Source organism: Luteimonas sp. A611, assembly GCF_054072715.1.
Genome location: NZ_JBSVRP010000002.1, coordinates 578727 through 596097, shown reverse-complemented (window position 1 = coordinate 596097; position 17371 = coordinate 578727). Strand labels below are relative to the sequence as shown.

Annotated in this window: 20 protein-coding genes; 11 read left to right on the top strand and 9 right to left on the bottom strand. The window is 68.4% G+C overall.

All coding sequences use genetic code 11. From position 1 onward, the window contains the following. Positions 1-28 precede the first annotated feature (28 nt). Entirely contained in the window at positions 29-688 is a 660-nt protein-coding gene (locus ACW5EG_RS13030; protein ID WP_457018550.1) for a hypothetical protein, read from the top strand. 54 nt (positions 689-742) lie between these two features. After that, a complete protein-coding gene (locus ACW5EG_RS13025; RefSeq protein ID WP_457018855.1) occupies positions 743-1687 on the top strand; it encodes a sodium:calcium antiporter in 945 nt (314 codons plus the stop codon). A gap of 245 nt (positions 1688-1932) precedes the next feature. Here the strand turns inward: ACW5EG_RS13025 and mnhG are convergent, their stop codons facing one another. The 6 genes from mnhG to ACW5EG_RS12995 are packed head-to-tail and all read right to left on the bottom strand — an operon-like array spanning position 1933 to position 7818. Further along, positions 1933-2340 (bottom strand): monovalent cation/H(+) antiporter subunit G, encoded by a 408-nt coding sequence (mnhG, locus tag ACW5EG_RS13020; protein WP_457021736.1) that lies wholly within the window; start codon positions 2338-2340, stop codon positions 1933-1935. After that, positions 2337-2615: a K+/H+ antiporter subunit F gene (locus ACW5EG_RS13015; RefSeq protein ID WP_457021734.1), complete on the bottom strand. Its 279-nt coding sequence runs from the start codon at positions 2613-2615 to the stop codon at positions 2337-2339. The genes mnhG and ACW5EG_RS13015 overlap by 4 nt, the downstream gene beginning before the upstream one ends. Next, positions 2612-3100 carry a Na+/H+ antiporter subunit E gene (locus tag ACW5EG_RS13010; RefSeq protein ID WP_457021733.1) on the bottom strand — a complete coding sequence of 163 codons (489 nt, stop codon included), beginning with the start codon at positions 3098-3100 and terminating at the stop codon, positions 2612-2614. The genes ACW5EG_RS13015 and ACW5EG_RS13010 overlap by 4 nt, the downstream gene beginning before the upstream one ends. 10 nt (positions 3101-3110) lie before the next feature. Then, positions 3111-4646 carry a monovalent cation/H+ antiporter subunit D gene (locus ACW5EG_RS13005; RefSeq protein ID WP_457018554.1) on the bottom strand — a complete coding sequence of 512 codons (1536 nt, stop codon included), beginning with the start codon at positions 4644-4646 and terminating at the stop codon, positions 3111-3113. Beyond that, positions 4646-5035 (bottom strand): Na+/H+ antiporter subunit C, encoded by a 390-nt coding sequence (locus ACW5EG_RS13000; RefSeq protein ID WP_457018555.1) that lies wholly within the window; start codon positions 5033-5035, stop codon positions 4646-4648. Before ACW5EG_RS13000 ends, ACW5EG_RS13005 begins: the two co-directional genes overlap by 1 nt. Next, a complete protein-coding gene (locus ACW5EG_RS12995) occupies positions 5035-7818 on the bottom strand; it encodes a monovalent cation/H+ antiporter subunit A (RefSeq protein ID WP_457018556.1) in 2784 nt (927 codons plus the stop codon). Before ACW5EG_RS12995 ends, ACW5EG_RS13000 begins: the two co-directional genes overlap by 1 nt. A 203-nt stretch (positions 7819-8021) precedes the next feature. Here ACW5EG_RS12995 and ACW5EG_RS12990 point away from each other — a divergent pair, with 203 nt between their 5' ends. Beyond that, positions 8022-8939 carry an NAD-dependent epimerase/dehydratase family protein gene (locus tag ACW5EG_RS12990; RefSeq protein WP_457018557.1) on the top strand — a complete coding sequence of 306 codons (918 nt, stop codon included), beginning with the start codon at positions 8022-8024 and terminating at the stop codon, positions 8937-8939. Here ACW5EG_RS12990 and ACW5EG_RS12985 read toward each other — a convergent pair. The 3 genes from ACW5EG_RS12985 to ACW5EG_RS12975 all read right to left on the bottom strand — a co-directional run bounded on the left by ACW5EG_RS12985 (position 8923) and on the right by ACW5EG_RS12975 (position 10795). Continuing rightward, positions 8923-9834 carry a DMT family transporter gene (locus ACW5EG_RS12985; protein ID WP_457018558.1) on the bottom strand — a complete coding sequence of 304 codons (912 nt, stop codon included), beginning with the start codon at positions 9832-9834 and terminating at the stop codon, positions 8923-8925. The two genes, ACW5EG_RS12990 and ACW5EG_RS12985, sit on opposite strands and share 17 nt — an antisense overlap. Positions 9835-9838: 4 nt before the next feature. Next, positions 9839-10336: an Mpo1 family 2-hydroxy fatty acid dioxygenase gene (locus ACW5EG_RS12980; protein ID WP_457018559.1), complete on the bottom strand. Its 498-nt coding sequence runs from the start codon at positions 10334-10336 to the stop codon at positions 9839-9841. 90 nt (positions 10337-10426) lie between these two features. Continuing rightward, entirely contained in the window at positions 10427-10795 is a 369-nt protein-coding gene (locus ACW5EG_RS12975; RefSeq protein ID WP_457018560.1) for a helix-turn-helix transcriptional regulator, read from the bottom strand. Between the two features lie 382 nt (positions 10796-11177). Between ACW5EG_RS12975 and ACW5EG_RS12970 the strand changes: the two genes are divergently transcribed. The 8 genes from ACW5EG_RS12970 to ACW5EG_RS12935 all read left to right on the top strand — a co-directional run bounded on the left by ACW5EG_RS12970 (position 11178) and on the right by ACW5EG_RS12935 (position 17361). Then, positions 11178-12440 carry an HlyD family secretion protein gene (locus tag ACW5EG_RS12970; protein ID WP_457018561.1) on the top strand — a complete coding sequence of 421 codons (1263 nt, stop codon included), beginning with the start codon at positions 11178-11180 and terminating at the stop codon, positions 12438-12440. Between the two features lie 67 nt (positions 12441-12507). Continuing rightward, the gene (locus ACW5EG_RS12965) at positions 12508-12669 is read left to right on the top strand and encodes a hypothetical protein (RefSeq protein WP_457018562.1); all 162 of its coding nucleotides are present in this window, start codon (positions 12508-12510) and stop codon (positions 12667-12669) included. Positions 12670-12810: 141 nt separating this feature from the next. Further along, positions 12811-13944, top strand: a complete 1134-nt coding sequence (locus ACW5EG_RS12960; protein ID WP_457018563.1) for an MvdC/MvdD family ATP grasp protein — start codon at positions 12811-12813, stop codon at positions 13942-13944. Between the two features lies 1 nt (position 13945). Then, entirely contained in the window at positions 13946-14155 is a 210-nt protein-coding gene (locus ACW5EG_RS12955) for a hypothetical protein (protein ID WP_457018564.1), read from the top strand. A gap of 17 nt (positions 14156-14172) precedes the next feature. Further along, the gene (locus ACW5EG_RS12950) at positions 14173-14352 is read left to right on the top strand and encodes a hypothetical protein (RefSeq protein WP_457018565.1); all 180 of its coding nucleotides are present in this window, start codon (positions 14173-14175) and stop codon (positions 14350-14352) included. A gap of 77 nt (positions 14353-14429) precedes the next feature. Further along, entirely contained in the window at positions 14430-14585 is a 156-nt protein-coding gene (locus ACW5EG_RS12945) for a class IIb bacteriocin, lactobin A/cerein 7B family (protein ID WP_457018566.1), read from the top strand. 19 nt (positions 14586-14604) lie between these two features. After that, positions 14605-14775 (top strand): hypothetical protein, encoded by a 171-nt coding sequence (locus tag ACW5EG_RS12940; protein WP_457018567.1) that lies wholly within the window; start codon positions 14605-14607, stop codon positions 14773-14775. Between the two features lie 462 nt (positions 14776-15237). Continuing rightward, entirely contained in the window at positions 15238-17361 is a 2124-nt protein-coding gene (locus tag ACW5EG_RS12935) for a peptidase domain-containing ABC transporter (RefSeq protein ID WP_457018568.1), read from the top strand. Positions 17362-17371: the final 10 nt, after the last annotated feature.

The following is a 17371-nucleotide window of genomic DNA, read 5'->3' as shown; positions in this document are numbered from 1 at the left end:
GCGCCTCCGCACCGATCCCGGAGGTTCCATGCGCCTGCAGGCCCCCTTGCTGGCTCTTGCCGTGGCGGCACTTGTCGCCTGCGGCAGCCAGCGCGACGATGCCGACACCGCTCCGCCCACCGTCGACGCCATACCGGCACCTGCGCCGTCGGCGCCCGCTGACGCGTCGAGCGGCTTGCCCGCATCCGCAGGCGGCCAGGCCTCCGGCTCGCTGCGCGTCGACGCACCGGCCGAAGGCACGATCGGATTCGCCGGCTTCGGCCCGGCGCAGTTCGGCGCCAGCGCCGAAGCCGTGCGCCAGGCCTGGGGCGGCGACCTTGGCGATGCGCAACCGGCCGAGCCCGGCGGCTGCCACTACCTGATCCCGCAGCCGCTCGGCAGCGAGGGTTACCGTACCGCCTTCATGATCGAGGGCGACCGCTTCGTGCGCGTGGACGTGCGCGACGCCGGCGTCACCGCGCCCGGTGGCGCCAAGCTCGGCATGAGCGGCGACGAGGTGCGCGCGCTGTACGAGGGGCGCGTGGAGGAGCAGCCCCACAAGTACGACCCCGAGGGCAAGGTGCTGCGCGTGTCCGCGCCCGACGGCGGCGACGGCGTGCTCGTGCTGGAACTCGATGCCGCCGGTCGCGTGGACGAGTGGCGCGTAGGCGTGCCGCCGCAGGTGGACTATGTCGAAGGCTGTTCGTGACCGTAACCGCGGCTCCGGCATAGTCGCGGCACTTCGCAGGCGGGGGACGTGACGATGGCCGGTGCGCTGTTCTACTTCGCGGCAGGCATCGCCCTGCTGGCGCTGGGTGGCGATTCGCTGGTCAAGGCCTCGCTCGGCCTGGCGCGGCGCACGGGCATCTCGCCGTTCACCACGGGGCTGCTGCTGGTGGCCTTCGCGACTTCGGTGCCGGAGCTCGCGGTCAACCTGCGCGCGATGGCCATTGGCGACCACGCGCTCGCGCTGGGCAATGCGATCGGCAGCAACATCGTCAACTTCGGATTGACCCTGGGCGCGGCCGCGCTGTGCGCGCCGCTGGTGATCCGCTGGAAGGCGCTGCCCTCGCCGCTGGTGTGCCTGGTGGTGGCAACCCTGGCGACGATCCTGCTGGGCCAGGACGGCTACCTCACGCGCCTGGATGGGGCGGTGCTGGTCGCCGCGTTCGTGGCGGTGCTGGGTTTTGCCTGGTACTTCGGCCGGCGCCAGCCCGAGCTGCGCGCCGAATTCGCCGGCTTCGCCGAAACGCGCACGCCGCCTGCGTTCAACCTGGTGCGCCTGGTGATCGCGATCGCCCTGCTGTGGTTCGGCGCGAAGTGGGTGGTGCAGGGCGCGCTGGACATGCGTCCGCTGCTGGGCATGGACTCGCTGCTGGTCGGCCTGCTGCCGGTCGCGATCGGCACGGCGCTGCCCGAAGTGGCTGCCGCGATCGCGGCGGCGCGACGCGGCCAGGGCGACCTCGTCGCCGGCCACGTGATCGGCTCGAGCCTGGTCAACCTGCTGCTCGTGGTCGGCGGTATGGCCCTGGTGCGCGACGTGCCCGTGCCGGCCTCGTTCCTGCGTTTCGAGCTGCCGGCGGCGCTGGTGTTCGCCGCGCTGCTGCTGCCCATGCTGCGCGGCACCCTGCAGGTCAGCCGCGCCGAGGGCGCGGTGCTGCTGCTGGCGTTCGCGGCGTGGGTGGGGTTCGAACTGGCGATGACCTGAGGCGCTGGGCTGGGCGCCTGAAGCACGCGTCGTCGTCGGCCGCTACTTTTGTCATTTCGACCGAAGGGAGAGGCGCTTTTCAACGGCGAAGCCGGTCAATCTCGGGCGGTTGCATGGCGATCTGGCAGCACGAGCACTGCCTGACGTCCCGGGTGGAAAACAGATTTCTCCCTGCGGTCGAAATGACAGGCAGGGACGAGGCGGCCGGAGACACGCGTGACCTGCGTTACCGGGCCGGTACGCCCTCAGCCGTCGTCGCGGCCTTCCTCCAGCTCGCGCGCCTTCTGCTCGGCGCGTTCGTCGGCATCGTCGCGGATGTGGCCCTCGGGCTCGGTGCTGGTCGACGGCGCCTCGGGGCGCTTGTCCATCAGCGACAGCGCCGCGCGCGACATCAGGTGCGCGGCCACCGGCGCGGTGAGGAACAGGAACACCGTGATCAGCAGTTCGCGTGGATGCAGGCCGGTGCCGTGTATCGAACGATGCAGCACCGAGGCGGCCAGGATGCAGCCCACGCCCAGGGTGCTGGCCTTGGTCGGGCCGTGGATGCGGTGGAAGAAGCTGGTCAGCTTGACCAGGGCAAAGCTGCCCAGGAACACGAAGAAGCAGCCCACGCCCAGCAGCGCCAGGGTCAGGATGTCGATCGCGAGCCTCATTCGACGATGTCCCGGCGGATCACGTACTTGCTCAGCACCACGGTGCCGAAGAAGCCGAGCATCGCGATGATCAACGCGATCTCGAAGTAGACCTCGGTCTCGTCGAGCATGCCCAGCAGCACCACCTCGGCGATGGTGGCCACGTACAGCGTGTCCAGCGCGAGGATGCGGTCGGGCGCGGTCGGCCCGCGCACCAGCCGCCACAGCGCCAGCAGCATGGCCAGACCGACGACGACCATGCCGCCGCCGATCACCGTGTTCATCAGGTCGATCATGGGAAGATCCGGCGCAGTGGCGCTTCGTAGCGTTGCTTGATCTCGTCGATCATCTGCTGCGGGTCCTCCACGTGCAGGCAGTGCACCAGCAGGTGCTTGCGGTCGTTGGAGAGTGCGGCGGTCAGCGTGCCTGGCGTCAGCGTGATCACGCTGGTCAGGGCGGAGATGCCGTGGATGTTGGTCAGCTCCAGCGGGATCCAGATGAAGCCCGGCTTCAGCCGTTCCTCCGGCCCCAACACCTGCCGGGCCACCGTGACGTTGGCCACCAGCACGTCCCACAGCAGCTGCAGGCCAAGCGGGATCAGGATCCAGGCCTCGCCCATGCGTGCGAACTCGCGCTCCAGGCGCGCGGCGATCTGCGGCATCAGCCACGCCAGGATGGCCGCCATCAGCAGCGTGCCCGCGCTGGTGCGCTCGGCCATCAGCCACCAGAACGCGAACACGGTGACGCTCTGCGGGATCGACGGGAATATGCGGCTCAGCATCTCCGGCTCCTCATGGCGCGCGCACCTGCGGCGTGGTGGCGCGCACTTCGCGCACGTAGTCGGCCGGCGACAGCAGCTGCTCGGCCGCGGCCGTGGTGTAGCGCATGACCGGCGCCGGCGCCAGCCCCATCACCACGCCATAGCCCAGCAGCAGCACGGTCGCACCGATCTCCAGCGCGCCCACCTTGGGCATGTCGGACGGCGCGGCGGGGCGCGCGGGCTCGTCCTCGCCGGTGCGCCAGAACAGGCGCGTGCCGGTGCGGCTGAGCCCGATCAGCGCCAGCAGGCTGCTGCCCAGCACCGTCGTGTAGACCCAGCCCGTCTCGTCGGCCGGCACCGCGCCCAGCATCATGAACTTGCCGATGAAGCCCGACAGCGGCGGCAGGCCGATCAGCGACAGTGCGGCCACCATGTACAGCAATCCGGTCAGGCGCGGCATCGGCGGCGCGGTGGGCAGCACGCGATCGCCTGCGCGGCCGCGCTCGCGCTGCACGATGTGCGCGATCAGGAACATCGCCGCCGCCGCGAAGCAGCTGTGCGGCAGGTAGTACAGGCCGGCTGCGATCGTGCCCGGTTGCGCCAGCGAGAACGCCACGAACAGCGTGCCCGACGACATCAGCACCAGGTAGGCAGCGCCGATGCGCAGGCGCAGCGCGCCGACCACGCCAAGGCTGCCGAGCAGCATCGTCGCCATGCCCAGCACCAGCAGTGGTTCCTGCCCGAACCCGGCCAGCGGGCCGGTGCCCTCGCCGAACATCAGCGAGCTCACGCGCAGCAGCGCGTACAGGCCGACCTTGGTCATGATCACGAACAGCGCGGCCACCGCCGCCGGCGCGCGCGCGTAGGCGTCGGGCAGCCACAGGTACATCGGCAGCAGTGCGGCCTTGGCGCAGAACACCACCAGCAGCAGCCCCAGCGCGACCCGCACCAGCGCCGCATCCTCGGGCGCGACTTCGGCCACGCGCACCGCCAGCTCGGCCATGTTGAGCGTGCCCAGCAGGCCGTAGATCAGGCCCAGCGCGATCAGGAACAGGGTCGATGCGGCGATGTTGAACACCGCGTAGTGCATGCCCGCGGCAATGCGCTCGCCGCGTGCGCCCGACAGCAGCAGGCCGTAGGAGGCGATCAGCATCACCTCGAAGAACACGAACAGGTTGAAGATGTCGCCGGTCAGGAACGCACCGTTGAGCCCGGCCAGCTGGATCTGGAACAGCGCATGGAAGTGCAGGGCGCGCCGGTCCCAGCCGGCGCAGGCGTACATCAGCGCCGGGATTGCCAGCAGCGTGGTGGTGAGCACCATCAGCGCGCTGAGCCGGTCGAGCATCAGCACGATGCCCAGCCGCGCGGGCCAGTCGCCCATCAGGTAGACCTGGATGCGGCCTTCGTCGGCCTGCGCCAGCAGCGCCAGCGACGCCGCCAGCAGCAGCGCCATGCCGACCCACGCGCCGGTGCGCAGCACGCGCACGTCGTGGCGGCGCTCGAACAGCAGCAGGATCGCGCCCGAGACCAGCGGCAGCAGGATCGGCGCCAGGACCAGGTGCTGCATCATGCGCGGCGGCTCCGCTCGCCGTCGGCATCGCCCGGAGGCGGCGCCTGTTCCGGCTCGCGTCCGTCGACGTGGTCGCTGCGCAGGTCGGCGTGGTTGCGCATCGCCACCACCACCACCACCGCGGTCATCGCGAAGGCAATCACGATCGCGGTCAGCACCAGCGCCTGCGGCAGCGGGTCGGTGTAGTACTCGGGGATCGCCTCGACCGCCGCCCGCAGCACCGGCGGCTTGCCGGTCACCAGCCGCCCGGCCGAGAAGATCAGCAGGTTGGTGGCATACGACAGCAGGGTCAGCCCCAGGATCACGTCGAAGGTGCGGGCCCGCAGCAGCAGGTACACCCCGGACGCGACCAGCACGCCGATAGCGCTGGCCATCGCGAATTCCATCAGCCTGCCTCCTCGGCCGCCAGGGTGCGCCGCCGCACCGTGCCCATCGTCGAAAGGATCAGCAGCGCGCCGGCAAACACCACCACGTACACGCCGGTGTCGAACACCAGCGCGCTGGCCAGCGGCAGCTTGCCGATCAGCGGCAGCACCGGTTCGATGTGGCCGCTGGTCAGGAACGGCAGCCCGAACAGCAGCGAGCCCAGCCCCCCGGCCGCGGCCAGCAGCAGGCCCAGCGAGATGCCGCGCACGTAGTCGAAGCCGAAGGTCGACTCGACCGCGCGCGCGCCCTGCAGCACGTACTTGATCAGCACCGGCACCGCGATCGCCAGGCCGGCGATGAAGCCGCCGCCGGGCGCGTTGTGGCCGCGCAGGAACAGATAGATCGACACGGTGAGCGCCAGCGGGAACAGCAGCTGGGTGAGATCGGCCGGGATCGGCAGCTGCACCGGCGGGCCGGGCATGATTTCGTCCGGCCGCAGTCGCGCCCAGCGCAGCATCGCGTGCACCACCAGCGCGGCCACCGCGAACACGGTGATCTCGCCGAAGGTATCGAAGCCGCGGAAGTCGACCAGGATCACGTTGACCACGTTGGAGCCGTAGGCTTCCGGCAGCGCGCGGGCCAGCATCTCGGCCGAGACCGTGTCGCCCGGATCGCGGACCAGCATCGCGTAGGCCAGCCCCGCGCAGCCGATGCCGGCCACCGCCGAGATCAGCGCATCGCGCCAGCGCCGGAACGGCGTGCGCGCCTGCTTCGACTGCTTGGGCAGGTAGTTGAGCGCCATCATCATCAGCCCGACGGTCACCATCTCCACCAGCAGCTGGGTGAGTGCCAGATCGGGCGCCGACAGCATCGCGAAGGCGACGCTGACCATCAGGCCGACCGCGCCGATCACGATCAGCGCGGTCAGGCGCTTGCCGTGCCAGGACACGATGGCCAGGGTCGAAACCACCAGCACCGCCCACAGGATCCAGCCCAGCAACGGCATCGGCTGCGGCCCGGGCAGGTCGACCAACAGCGCGGCCTCCTTGCCGACGAAGGGCGTCGCGCCGACCACCAGCACCACCACGATCATCCAGAACAGGCTGCGGCGGATGCCGCCGGCCGCCACCCGCCCGGTGAAGCGCCAGGCGGCGTTGAACAGCTTCTCGACATTGACGTGGTACAGGTGCCGCCCCCAGGTGCGCAGCAGTGCGTCGTGCACCGTGAACAGCCGGCGCAGCGCGAAGTAGAACAGCAGGCCGCCCAGTACACCGGCGATGCTCATCGCCAGCGGCAGGTTCCAGCCGTGCCACACCGCCAGCGAGAACTCCGGCGCGGCCGTGCCGAGCGTGCCGGCCACGGCGGTCTTCAACACCGGTCCGATCACCAGCGCGGGCAGGATGCCGACCGCCAGGCACAGCGCCACCAGGATCGCGACTGGCACCTGCATCCACACCGGCGGTTCGTGGGGCTCCAGCGGCAGCGCACGCGGGCCGCGCCCGAAGAAGGCGTCGTGCACGAAGCGCAGGCTGTAGGCCACGCCGAACACGCCGTACAGCAGTGCGGCGATGCTGATCGCGATGCGGAAGATATTGCGCTCGCCGGCCTGCAATGCCTCGGCGAAGAACATCTCCTTGGACAGGAAGCCGTTGAGCAGCGGGATGCCCGCCATCGCCAGCGAGGCCACGATCGCAAGGGCCGCGGTATACGGCATGTACCTGCGCAGGTTGCCCAGCCGGCGCAGGTCGCGGGTGCCGCATTCGTGGTCGATGATGCCCGCGGCCATGAACAGCGAGGCCTTGAACGTGGCGTGGTTGATGATGTGGAACACGCCGGCCACCACCGCCATCGGCGTGGACAGGCCGAACAGCAGGGTGATCAGGCCCAGGTGCGAGATGGTGGAATACGCCAGCAGGCCCTTGAGGTCATGCTGGAAGATCGCGTACCAGGCGCCGACCAGCAGGGTGATCGCGCCGACGCTCGAGACCACGTAGAAGAACAGGTCGGTGCCGGCCAGCGCCGGATGCAGCCGTGCCAGCAGGAACACGCCGGCCTTCACCATCGTCGCCGAGTGCAGGTAGGCCGACACCGGCGTCGGCGCCGCCATCGCCTGCGGCAGCCAGAAGTGCAGCGGGAACTGCGCGCTCTTGGTGAACACGCCGGCCAGCACCAGCGCCAGGATCGCCGGGTACAGCGTGCTGGCGCGGATCGCATCGCCCGAGGCCAGCACCACGTCCAGCTCGTAGCTGCCGGTGACCCGGCCGATCAGCAGCACGCCGCCCAGCAGCGCGAGCCCGCCCATGCCGGTGATGGTCAGCGCCATGCGCGCGCCCTGGCGGGCATCCTGGCGGCCGGTCCAGAAGCCGATCAGCAGGAACGAGCTGATGCTGGTCAGCTCCCAGAACACCACCAGCAGCAGCATGTTGTGCGCCAGCACCACGCCCAGCATGGCGCCCATGAACAGCATCAGGTAACCGAAGAAGCGCGAGGCGCTGTCCTCCTCGGCCAGGTAGTAGTGCGCGTACAGCACGATCAGCGCGCCAATGCCCAGCACCAGGCCGGCGAACATCCAGGCCAGGCCGTCCAGGTGCAGCGACAGCGCCAGCCCGCCCTCCGGCAGCCAGCCCAGACTCGACTGCAGGGGCGCACCATCCATCACCGTCGGCGTCAGCCAGGCCAGCACGCCCAGGCCCAGCAGCGGTGCGGCCGCCGCCAGCCAGGCGACGGTCCGGCGCGAGGCGCCGCGGGCCAGGGCAATGGCCAGCGCCGCCGCAAAAGGCAGGGCGAGGAGGAACAGCAGCATCCAGGGTCCGGTGAAAGCGGGAGGACCGCACGGCCTGGCGCCGCGGGTCGGCCGCCGAGTTTAACCGACGGTTCGCGGCCGTCGGCCGCTGACCGGCGCGCGCGGGCGCCGCGGCGGCGGCGAGCGTACATCCGGCCGTGACCGCTGCTGCGGCCGGGGTCGCGTTGCCGACCTCCGCTGCATTCGGGCCGTATCCTTCCCGCATGGCCGACCATGCCCCGCATGCATCGCAATTCCCGGAAGCCGGCGCCGCGCGCCCGCCGGTGGCGCTGGTCTTCGGCGGCAGCGGCCAGATCGGCCGGCCGCTGCTGAGGCGATTGTCAGAAGCAGGCTGGGTGGTGCTGGCACTGTCGCGGGAGGCGCAACCCGCGCTTCCCGGCGTGCGCTGGCAGGTGGGCGAGCTGGCGGCAACGGGCCCGCTGCCGCCGGCGGTCGACGTGATCCTCAGCTGCGGACCGCTCGATGGTTTTGCACAGTGGTTGGCGCGGGTCGCGCCCGACTGCAGGCGCGTGATCGCATTCGGTTCCACCAGCGTCGAGGTCAAGCGCGACTCGGCCGACGCCGCCGAACGCGACGTGGCGGCACGGCTGCGTGCGGCGGAGGAGACCCTGTTCGCGGCCGCCGCGGCCCGCGACGCGCACGCCACCGTGCTGCGCCCGACCCTGGTCTACGGCGCCGGCCGCGATGCCACCCTCACCCGGATCGCCGCGCTCGCCCGCCGCCTGCACGGCTTCGCCCTGCCGCGCGATGCCTGCGGGCTGCGCCAGCCGGTGCACGTGGACGATCTTGCCGCCGCCGCCATCGCCTGCCTCGACGTCGCGACCACGCACGGCCACGCCTACGCCCTGCCCGGCGGCGAAACCATGGCCTATCGCGACATGGTGGCGCGGGTGCTGGCCTCGCTGCCGGAGCGGCCGCGCCTGTGGACCCTGCCGCCGCCGCTGTTCCGCATGCTGCTGGCGCCGGCGCGGCTGGCCGGGATGGCGTCGGGCTTCGGCGATGCGGCGCTGGCGCGGATGCGCGAGGACCTGGCCTTCGATGACGGCCCGGCACGGCGCGACTTCGGCTACGCGCCGCGCGCCTTCGCCCCGACCGCCGCGATGTTCACACCTCCGGCGTGACTTCGGCCACCGGCGGCCGCGCCTTTTGCAGGGTGCGGATGGCGATCACCAATACCCCGCCCAGCACCATCGCCCCGCCGATCCACAGCGCAGGCCCCGGCCGATCGCCCCAGAACACGATGCCCAGCAGCACCGCGAACACCGGGGTGAGCAGCAGGTAGGGCGTCACCTGCGCCACCGGATGGCGCTGCACCAGCCAGAAAAACAGCCCGTGCCCGAGCACGGACGCAAACACCGCCGCGTACAGCGCGCCACCCCAGCCCACCCACGTGGCCTCGCGCAGCGCCGCGAACCCGTCCGGCTCGAACACCGCGCTGATCGCCAGCAGCGGCAGCAGGCTCAGCGCCGCGGTCCAGCCCTGCTGGTCGACCACGCCCACGCCGCTCAGTCGCCGCATCAGCACCGTGCCGATCGCCACCATCAGCGACGAGAACAGCATCACCACCAGCGCCAGCGGCTGGTCGAGCACCATCGGATCGAAGCCCAGCACCAGCACCCCGGCAAAACTCAGGGTGATGCCCAGCGCCGTGCGCCAGGCGAAACGCTCCCCCAGCCACCACCACGCCAGCAGCATCGCCATCGGCACATAGGTCTGGGTGACGATGGCGGGCGATGACAGGTTGCCGGCCAGCTTGAGCGCCAGGAAGCTGGTACCGAAGTGCAGTACGCCTGTGAACAGCGCGATCCCGGCCAGCCGCGGCCACTGCGAGCGCGGCGGCGGACGCATGAACGCGCCCAGCAACAGCACCACGATGGCCATGCGCAGCGCGGTGAACAGGAATGGCGGAATCTCCTGCAGCGCGTGCGCCGAGGTCAGGAAATTGAACGCCCAGCACAGGCAGATCAGCAGCGCCAGCGCCAGGTCGCGCCCGCGCAGACCGGCGCCGGCGGTCATGGGGTCACCAGCGCAGGCCGAGCCGGCGATACAGCTTCGACAGCACCCAGGCCGGGCCGATCAGCAGGTAGCGCAGGTCGGTGAAGAAGCTCGGCTTCCTGCCTTCCAGCAGCTTGCTGTGGCCGACGAACTGCGCGATCCACGCCACCACGAACACGCCCACCGCCAGCCACAGCAGAAAGCGGGTGCCCTGCATGCGCTCGATCCAGAAGCTCAGCCACAGCATCGCCACGAACACCGCGAGCATGCCGAAGCCGATCGGGCGCGAGGCGCGGAAATAGAACATCCAGGCAGCGAAGCAGGCCAGCCCTGCCCACAGCCCGGAGCGGAACCCGCTTTCGGCCGGCACCGGGATGCACCACAGCAGCGCGATCACGCTCCACAGGATCAGCGGCACCGCGAACACGTGGATCCACTGGTTGGCGTGGTTGCGGTGGTCGCCCGAATAGCTGTCGAACCAGCGGTCGATGGGGCGGTCGGATTCACCGTTGATCGCGCTCATGAACGCTCCCTTGCGAGGCTTGTCGGCAGTGTCGCCCAGCATAGCGCGGGCACCTGGTTCACGCAGACCCCCGGGCAGCTGCCGGTGGTCCTATGGCCTGCCGCGGGATGGCAGCTGGGCCTCGGCGATGGTCAACAGCGCACGCCGGATCGGTTCGTTGCCGGCGCGGAATCCGGCCAGCAGCGTCCGCTCGATCGGACAGTCGACGAAATCCGCGTCCACCGCGGGCACCGCCTCCGTCGACACCGCCGCAGGGCCGCGGCCGGTGGCCAGCCATTCCCACGACACGCCGGCCAGCACCGCGATCTCCGCGATCCGCTCGCCCGAGGGACAGGAGCGCACCTTGTCGCTCTCCCAGTTGGCGACCGCCGTCCGGCTAACGCCCAGGCTGTTGGCCAGTTCGGCCTGTGAAAGAGTGGCGCGACGTCGCGCGGTCCGGATCCTGGTGCACAGCCTCATCCCGCGGCAACTCCCCTGTCGTGTCCATAACAGTTCCCTGAAGAACGCTCGACTCTCCGCCGAACGTCATCAATGTTGACTGTTCACCAATACTGGCGCAACCGCTCGAACCTGGTTGCGCTCGCAGCCGTCGCTGGCGAGTGTCGGTTCGCCCCTTGCTCCGTTGCTTCGTCTTTCGTGTGAAGGCCGCCACCACGTCTGACGGGTCATCGAAATTGACGCAAGTTGCCGCGTTGCGCTGACAGCCTTGCGCAGCATCCGCGCAATCGCGCATCGCAACCCTCCTGCGTCAGCGATGCTGACATCGACGCGCCTGTGCCGGTGCTTGCCTTCGTCATACCCGGCGGCGACTGTTGGCTCAGTCATAGGGGGATGGGCTTGGATGTCGGGGGACTTGTTCCGGAAGGAAGCGCTTGATGCCAAGCGCGCAGGTTGGCTCGGGGGAATTTCGCTGGCGCAGCCGACACGGCTGTGGATGCTGACTCTCGCTGCGGTCGTATCCGGCCTGGTGGTTGCGCTGTTCCTGACGCTTGGCACGTACACGCGCCGCTCGACGGTGACGGGCCAGCTGGTGTCGGCCAAGGGACTTGCAAGCGTGCTCGCGCCGTCGACCGGCGTCGTATCGACACTGGACGTGGCAGAGGGCACCAGGGTGCGCGAGGGTCAGCGGCTGGCGGTCGTCACCGTGCCGCGTGCGACCGTCGCCGGCGGCGACACCCTCGCGGCGCTCGAACAGCGCCTTGAGCGTCGTCTCGAAGGCCTGGCCGACGGGCAGGACGCGCAGCGCGAACTGCTTGGCGTGCAGGCATCCGGGTTCCGCGCGCAACTTGCGGTGGCACGCAGTGAGTTGACACAGATCGAGGCCGAGATCGACACGCGCCGCGAACAGATCCGCATCGCCGACGAGACCCTGCAGCGCCTGCGGCAGCTCGAGGACGAGCGCTACGTGAGCCTGCTGCAGATCAACCAGCAGGAATCGAACGCGCTGTCGTGGCGCGGCGAGATGCAAGGCCTCGAGCGGCAAGCCATCAGTGCGCGCCGCACCATCGCCCAGCTGCAGCATGCGCTGCGCGAGCTGCCCGGCCAGACACGCGCGAACGAGGCCGGCCATGTGCGCGACCTCGCTCTGCTTGAGCAGGAGCAGCTCGAGACGCAGACACGCGGCGCGCTGGCGGTGACCGCGCCCGTCGATGGCGTGGTCTCGTCCCAGCTGGTCAAGCAGGGGCAGGCGGTGCAGGCCGGCCAGAGCCTGCTCAGCGTGCTACCGGGCGACGAGGGTCTCGAGGCCGAGCTGCTTGTCCCGAGCCGGGCGATCGGTTTCATCGAGCCGGGAGACCGCGTGCTGCTGCGCTACCAGGCCTATCCGTACCAGAAGTTCGGGCATCACGAAGGTGAAGTCGCGCGGATCAGTCGCAGCGCCTTGAACTCGGGCGAACTCGGTGCGCTGCTGGGCAACGCGCAGGCCAGCGAGCCGCTCTACCGCATCACGGTCACGCTGGCGCGGCAGGCCGTGACTGCATACGGCAATGACGAGGCGTTGAAGCCGGGCATGTTGGTCGACGCCGACATCATGGGTGAGCGGCGCCGCCTGATCGAATGGATCTTCGAACCCCTGTATTCGCTCAAGGGCCGAGTGGGCGCCTGACCGGCGAGCCGGGGCAGGCAAGGTTCCGGAACAAGACGCCGCACGGCGGCAGGCAAAGGAGAAACAGATGCGTGAGTTGAACAGCATGGAAATGGAAGCCGTCAGCGGCGGCGTGATGCCATCGTTGCCGCCGGGCTCTATTCCGTCATGGCCGAGCAGCGAGACGGAGCGAATGATCGAGCAACTGCGCGACATGCTCGAACGTGAAGGCCGGATTCTGCAACGCTGACCGGTGGCCGGCTCTGATTGCAATGCCGGTGGCTGCCGCCGGCATTGCCCCTGCGGTGGCGCCCTGCGGCGCGGCGACTTTGCGCGACGGACCTGCAAGCGCAGCCTCGGCATCCATGTTTCCTTGACCAGACAGTCTCCGATGATCCTGATCCATACCGAGCCATGCGACCTTCATGCCATCGCGGCGGCCTGCATGCTGCGTGCGCGTGGACACGCCGTTGCGCGCTGCATCGGCATGGCGTTCCCCGAGCGGGAAACGATCTCGTTCCGCGCCGGCATGGAGGGTGAAACGTCCCTGCGGTGGGCACGGCAGGACGGGGTGGTCGATGTCGCTGAGGTGACCGCCGTGTGGTACCGGAGGCCGCGCCCGATCCGCGTGCCGTCGCTGGTGCACGACTCCGACCGGGAATATGCATACAACGAGTGCAGCGAGCTCTATCGGGGCTTCGCATTTGCGCCGCGCGATGCGTTCTGGGTGAACCCGATCGCTTCGCAGGACACCGCGAGCAACAAGGTCCTGCAGTTGCGCCTGGCAAGGACGCTGGGGCTGACGATCCCGGCGACGCTGATCTCCAACGTGCCGTCCGATGTGCGGGACTTCGTGGCCGGTCACCGCGTCGTCTACAAGCCGATGCGGGGCGCGTCCTGGCTGGTCGAAGGCAAGGTGCACGGCACGTACACCACGCCCGTGTCGCCGGAGGATCTGCCGTCCGACGAGCTGCTGCGCGCCTGCCCGGGCATCTACCAGGCGCTGGTGAAGAAGAGCTTCGAGGTGCGTGCGCAGTTCTTCGGCGACACCTGTATCGCAGTGAAGATCGACTCGAACGCGATGGAGTACGGCGAGTACGACTGGCGCCGCCACCAGACCACGTGCAGTCCGAACGCCGAACGCATCGACCTGCCTGCGAGCGTGTCGGACCTGTGCCTGGCGATGATGCGCGAGCTGGGGATCGTGGCAGGCGCCTTCGATTTCATCGTCGATGAAGCCGGTCACTGGATCTTCCTCGAGGTGAACCCCGTCGGCCAGTTCGCCTTCCTCGAATTGTGGTGTCCGGACCTCCCGGTGATGTCCCTGTTCTGCGACTTTCTCGAGTCGCGCGATCCGCGATTCAGATCTGCCGGGGGTGGTCGCAATGCCGCCCTGGCCGATGTCCTGGCCTCGGAAGAATTCCAGGTCGTGATGGCCGACGACGTGTCGCTCTATGACAGGGGCGATATCGGCCGTCGGTCGGTAGTGGAAAAGACGTCCAACCCATCAACACATGAGGTGTGAATTGGAAAAGCGCAATGAGGCAGGTCCGCAGCAGCGGATCCTGGGCAGGTCGCTCGCGGTGGCCGAGCAGGACAAGGTCACCGGTGGCTGGGACAACTACCACAACCCGGTCAGCTCCTGGGATCTGGACAACGGCCAGTTCTCGGGCCTGTTGATCTATGACGACAGGGCGCCGGGGCAGCGGCCCTTTCAGAGTGTGGAGATTCCGTGACCGCAGGGGATCGAGAGATGGCAGAAGAGAAGAATGGCGAACGCGTGCTCGGACGCACCCTGGCCGTAGAGGAGACAGAAATCGTCAGCGGTGCCGTGACGAGTCCGGGCGATGACGGCCAGACAAGCCCCCAGGCTGACGCAGGCACCGGCTGTATCGGAAATGATGATTTCCGTGTCGCAAGTGGGTTGATCTGACAGGGAACGACCAGTTTTCCGGGAGGATTCCCGGATCCCAAGGGTGCCGGGATGGCACTCATAAAATGGAGAAATGTATGCGTGATCTGCAACGTAACGAGATCGAATCCGTTCAGGGCGGAGCGGGCCCTTTGGCAATTCTTGCGGCTGCCGTGCTGCTCTACGAGGCGGCGAACATCGCATATGAGTTCGGCCAAGGCTTTGCCGAAGGCTACAGCGAAGCGCGCAACTAGGATCGCCAAGGAGAAGATGATGAGAACTCTTGAATTGAACGAAATCGAACTCGTTGACGGTGGATCTTTGGCCCACGATGTCGGCAATGCAGTGGGGTCTGCTGTCGCTGAAGCAGCCAACGCAGTGGAATCTGCCTGGAACTTCCTGACATCTCCGCCTCAGACGTGGGCGTACCAGCTGGCCTATTGACCTTTTCGTCAAGAGACAGCGAGCGCCCTTGGTCCGCCAAGGGCGCTATCACCTTGGGGGTAGGCGTGAAATCATCGGGTGCTTATCGTGTTCTGGCACTGGGGTTCATCTTGCTGGCGTCGTATTTCGCCTTCGACGCAGCATATGAGTCCTTCTGGAAAGGGCAGGTCGTGTCTTTGGCAACCATCATCAAGCCTATCGCAATGGCGATCATAGGCGCCTGCCTCTTCCATCTGGCCAAGAGAAGACCTGCGTAGGTTGGGCGCCATGGGCTGTCAGTGTGGCGTGGTTCAAGGCTGCCGAGGGTGAGAATGATTCTCTTGGTTCGGTCACCGTTCCCCTGTCGAGAGTCTTTCGATACGGGGGAGGATCTCGTGTCCTTTGGCCTGATATTGCGCGGCAGATGGGTTGCGCATGACGCGACCCATGGTTGTTGATTGATCAGAGTCAGAAGAGGGTTTCTTGAAGTCGATCCTGCAATCAGAAGCCGCAGAATGCGGGCTTGCCTCCCTTGCGATGGTCGCCGACGCGCATGACCTGCATATCGGTCTCCCCGAGCTGCGACGCCGCTTCTCGCTCTCGCTCAAAGGCGCCAAGCTCAGCCAGCTGATCCATATCGCGCAGCAGCTGGGATTCCAGACGCGTCCTCTGCGGTTGGACATGGAGGACCTGGGCAAGCTCAAGCTGCCCTGCATCCTGCACTGGGACCTCAACCACTTCGTGGTGCTGGCCAAGGTTGGGCGCTCGGGCGTGACGATCCTCGATCCGGCTTCGGGGGAGCGGCGGCTGCCGCTGTCCGAGGTGTCCGACCACTTCACCGGGGTGGCGCTCGAACTCACGCCGGGTCACGAGTTCCGGCCGCAGAAGGCCGCGCCCGCGGTGTCGATCCGGCAGCTGACCGGCCCGGTGCGCGGACTCTGGCGCGCGCTGGGGCAGATCCTGCTGCTGTCGGTGGCGCTGCAGATCTTCGTGGTGCTGGCACCGTTCTACATGCAGTGGGTGGTGGACCAGGTGCTGGTCTCCGCCGACCGCGACCTGTTGGCTGTGCTCGGCCTGGGGTTCGGGCTGGCGCTGTTGCTGCAGGTTGCGATCGGGTTGCTGCGCGGCTGGTCGGTGGTCTACCTGTCCTCGCGGCTCGGCCTGCAGTGGATGGGCAACGTGTTCGCCCACCTGCTGCGGCTGCCGCTGGATTTCTTCGAGAAGCGGCACCTGGGCGACGTGACCTCGCGCATGTCGTCCGTGCAGGCGATCCAGCGCACCCTGACCACCAGCTTCGTCGAGGCCATCATTGACGGCCTGATGGCCGTGGTGACCCTCGCGCTGATGCTGGTCTACAGCTGGAAGCTTGCCCTGGTCACGCTGCTGGCGGTCGCGCTCTACCTCGGGATCCGCTGGCTCGCCTATCGCCCCGTCCGCGACGGGACCGAGCGGCAGCTGGTCGCCGCCGCAAAGCAACAGACACACCTGCTCGAGTCGTTGCGCGGAATGCAGAGCCTGAAGGTCGCGGGTGAGGAAGCCGGCCGCCGCTCGACCTACGACAACCTGATGGTCGACACGGTGAACCAGGAAGTGCGGTTGGCGCAGATGGGACTCGGATTCAACAGCGCCAGCCAGTTCGTGTTCGGGATCGAGCGGATCGCGGTGATCTGGATCGGCGCCGTGCTGGCGCTGCAGAACGTATTCTCGGTTGGCATGCTGATCGCCTACCTGGCCTACAAGGACCAGTTTGCCGGACGCATGTCGGCCCTGATCGACAAGTGGGTCGAGTTCAGGATGCTCCGGCTGCACGGCGAGCGCCTGTCCGACATCGTGTTGACGCCGCCCGACGAAGTGGATGGGCCCGTCGAATCGCTGCCGCCAACCGACACCCGCATCGAGGTGGAGAACCTGTCGTTCCGCTACGCCGACGGCGAGCCCTGGGTGCTGAAAGACTGCAGCTTCAGCGTCGAGCCCGGGGAATCCGTGGCGCTGGTGGGCAGCTCGGGCTGCGGCAAGACCACCCTGGTCAAGCTGATGCTCGGCCTGCTGGCGCCGACCTCGGGGACGATCAGGATCGGTGGCCAGGACCTGCGCAAGACCGGGCCGCGCAACGTGCGGACCATCGTCGGCGCGGTGATGCAGGACGACCAGCTGTTTGCCGGCAGCGTCGCCGACAACATCTCGTTTTTCGATCCCGACCATGACCAGGCCCGGATCGAGGCTGCTGCGCGGCTGGCGGCGGTACACGAGGAGATCGCCGCCATGCCGATGGGCTACCACAGCCTGATCGGCGACATGGGCAGCTCGCTTTCGGGCGGGCAGAAGCAGCGGGTGATCCTGGCGCGGGCGCTCTACCGCAATCCCAAGCTGCTGTTCCTGGACGAAGCCACCAGCCACCTGGACGTGACGAACGAGCGCGCGGTGAACGAAGCGGTGAAGCAGCTGTCGCTCACCAAGGTGATCGTGGCCCATCGCCCGGAAACCATCGCCAGCGTGGACCGCGTGCTGGTGGTGCAGGGTGGCCGCATCGTCCACGAAATGCGGGCGCAGGAGGTTGCGCAGGCGCAAAGCGCGGCGCAGGCCCCCGAGGACGTGGAGGCTGGCTGAGGCCGTGGCT

Bases quoted from the DNA above. Each gene is read 5' to 3' on its own strand.
- ACW5EG_RS12995 (WP_457018556.1), bottom strand. From the start codon at position 7,818: ATGCTGCTGTTCCTCCTCGCCCTGCCTTTTGCGGCGGCGCTGGCCATT.
- ACW5EG_RS12970 (WP_457018561.1), top strand. From the start codon at position 11,178: ATGTCGGGGGACTTGTTCCGGAAGGAAGCGCTTGATGCCAAGCGCGCA.
- ACW5EG_RS13025 (WP_457018855.1), top strand. From the start codon at position 743: ATGGCCGGTGCGCTGTTCTACTTCGCGGCAGGCATCGCCCTGCTGGCG.
- ACW5EG_RS13030 (WP_457018550.1), top strand. From the start codon at position 29: ATGCGCCTGCAGGCCCCCTTGCTGGCTCTTGCCGTGGCGGCACTTGTC.
- ACW5EG_RS12945 (WP_457018566.1), top strand. From the start codon at position 14,430: ATGCGTGATCTGCAACGTAACGAGATCGAATCCGTTCAGGGCGGAGCG.
- ACW5EG_RS13015 (WP_457021734.1), bottom strand. From the start codon at position 2,615: ATGATCGACCTGATGAACACGGTGATCGGCGGCGGCATGGTCGTCGTC.
- ACW5EG_RS12965 (WP_457018562.1), top strand. From the start codon at position 12,508: ATGCGTGAGTTGAACAGCATGGAAATGGAAGCCGTCAGCGGCGGCGTG.
- ACW5EG_RS13000 (WP_457018555.1), bottom strand. From the start codon at position 5,035: ATGGAATTCGCGATGGCCAGCGCTATCGGCGTGCTGGTCGCGTCCGGG.
- mnhG (WP_457021736.1), bottom strand. From the start codon at position 2,340: ATGAGGCTCGCGATCGACATCCTGACCCTGGCGCTGCTGGGCGTGGGC.
- ACW5EG_RS12940 (WP_457018567.1), top strand. From the start codon at position 14,605: ATGAGAACTCTTGAATTGAACGAAATCGAACTCGTTGACGGTGGATCT.
- ACW5EG_RS12975 (WP_457018560.1), bottom strand. From the start codon at position 10,795: ATGAGGCTGTGCACCAGGATCCGGACCGCGCGACGTCGCGCCACTCTT.
- ACW5EG_RS12990 (WP_457018557.1), top strand. From the start codon at position 8,022: ATGGCCGACCATGCCCCGCATGCATCGCAATTCCCGGAAGCCGGCGCC.
- ACW5EG_RS12960 (WP_457018563.1), top strand. From the start codon at position 12,811: ATGATCCTGATCCATACCGAGCCATGCGACCTTCATGCCATCGCGGCG.
- ACW5EG_RS13005 (WP_457018554.1), bottom strand. From the start codon at position 4,646: ATGCAGCACCTGGTCCTGGCGCCGATCCTGCTGCCGCTGGTCTCGGGC.
- ACW5EG_RS13010 (WP_457021733.1), bottom strand. From the start codon at position 3,100: ATGCTGAGCCGCATATTCCCGTCGATCCCGCAGAGCGTCACCGTGTTC.
- ACW5EG_RS12985 (WP_457018558.1), bottom strand. From the start codon at position 9,834: ATGACCGCCGGCGCCGGTCTGCGCGGGCGCGACCTGGCGCTGGCGCTG.
- ACW5EG_RS12980 (WP_457018559.1), bottom strand. From the start codon at position 10,336: ATGAGCGCGATCAACGGTGAATCCGACCGCCCCATCGACCGCTGGTTC.
- ACW5EG_RS12950 (WP_457018565.1), top strand. From the start codon at position 14,173: ATGGCAGAAGAGAAGAATGGCGAACGCGTGCTCGGACGCACCCTGGCC.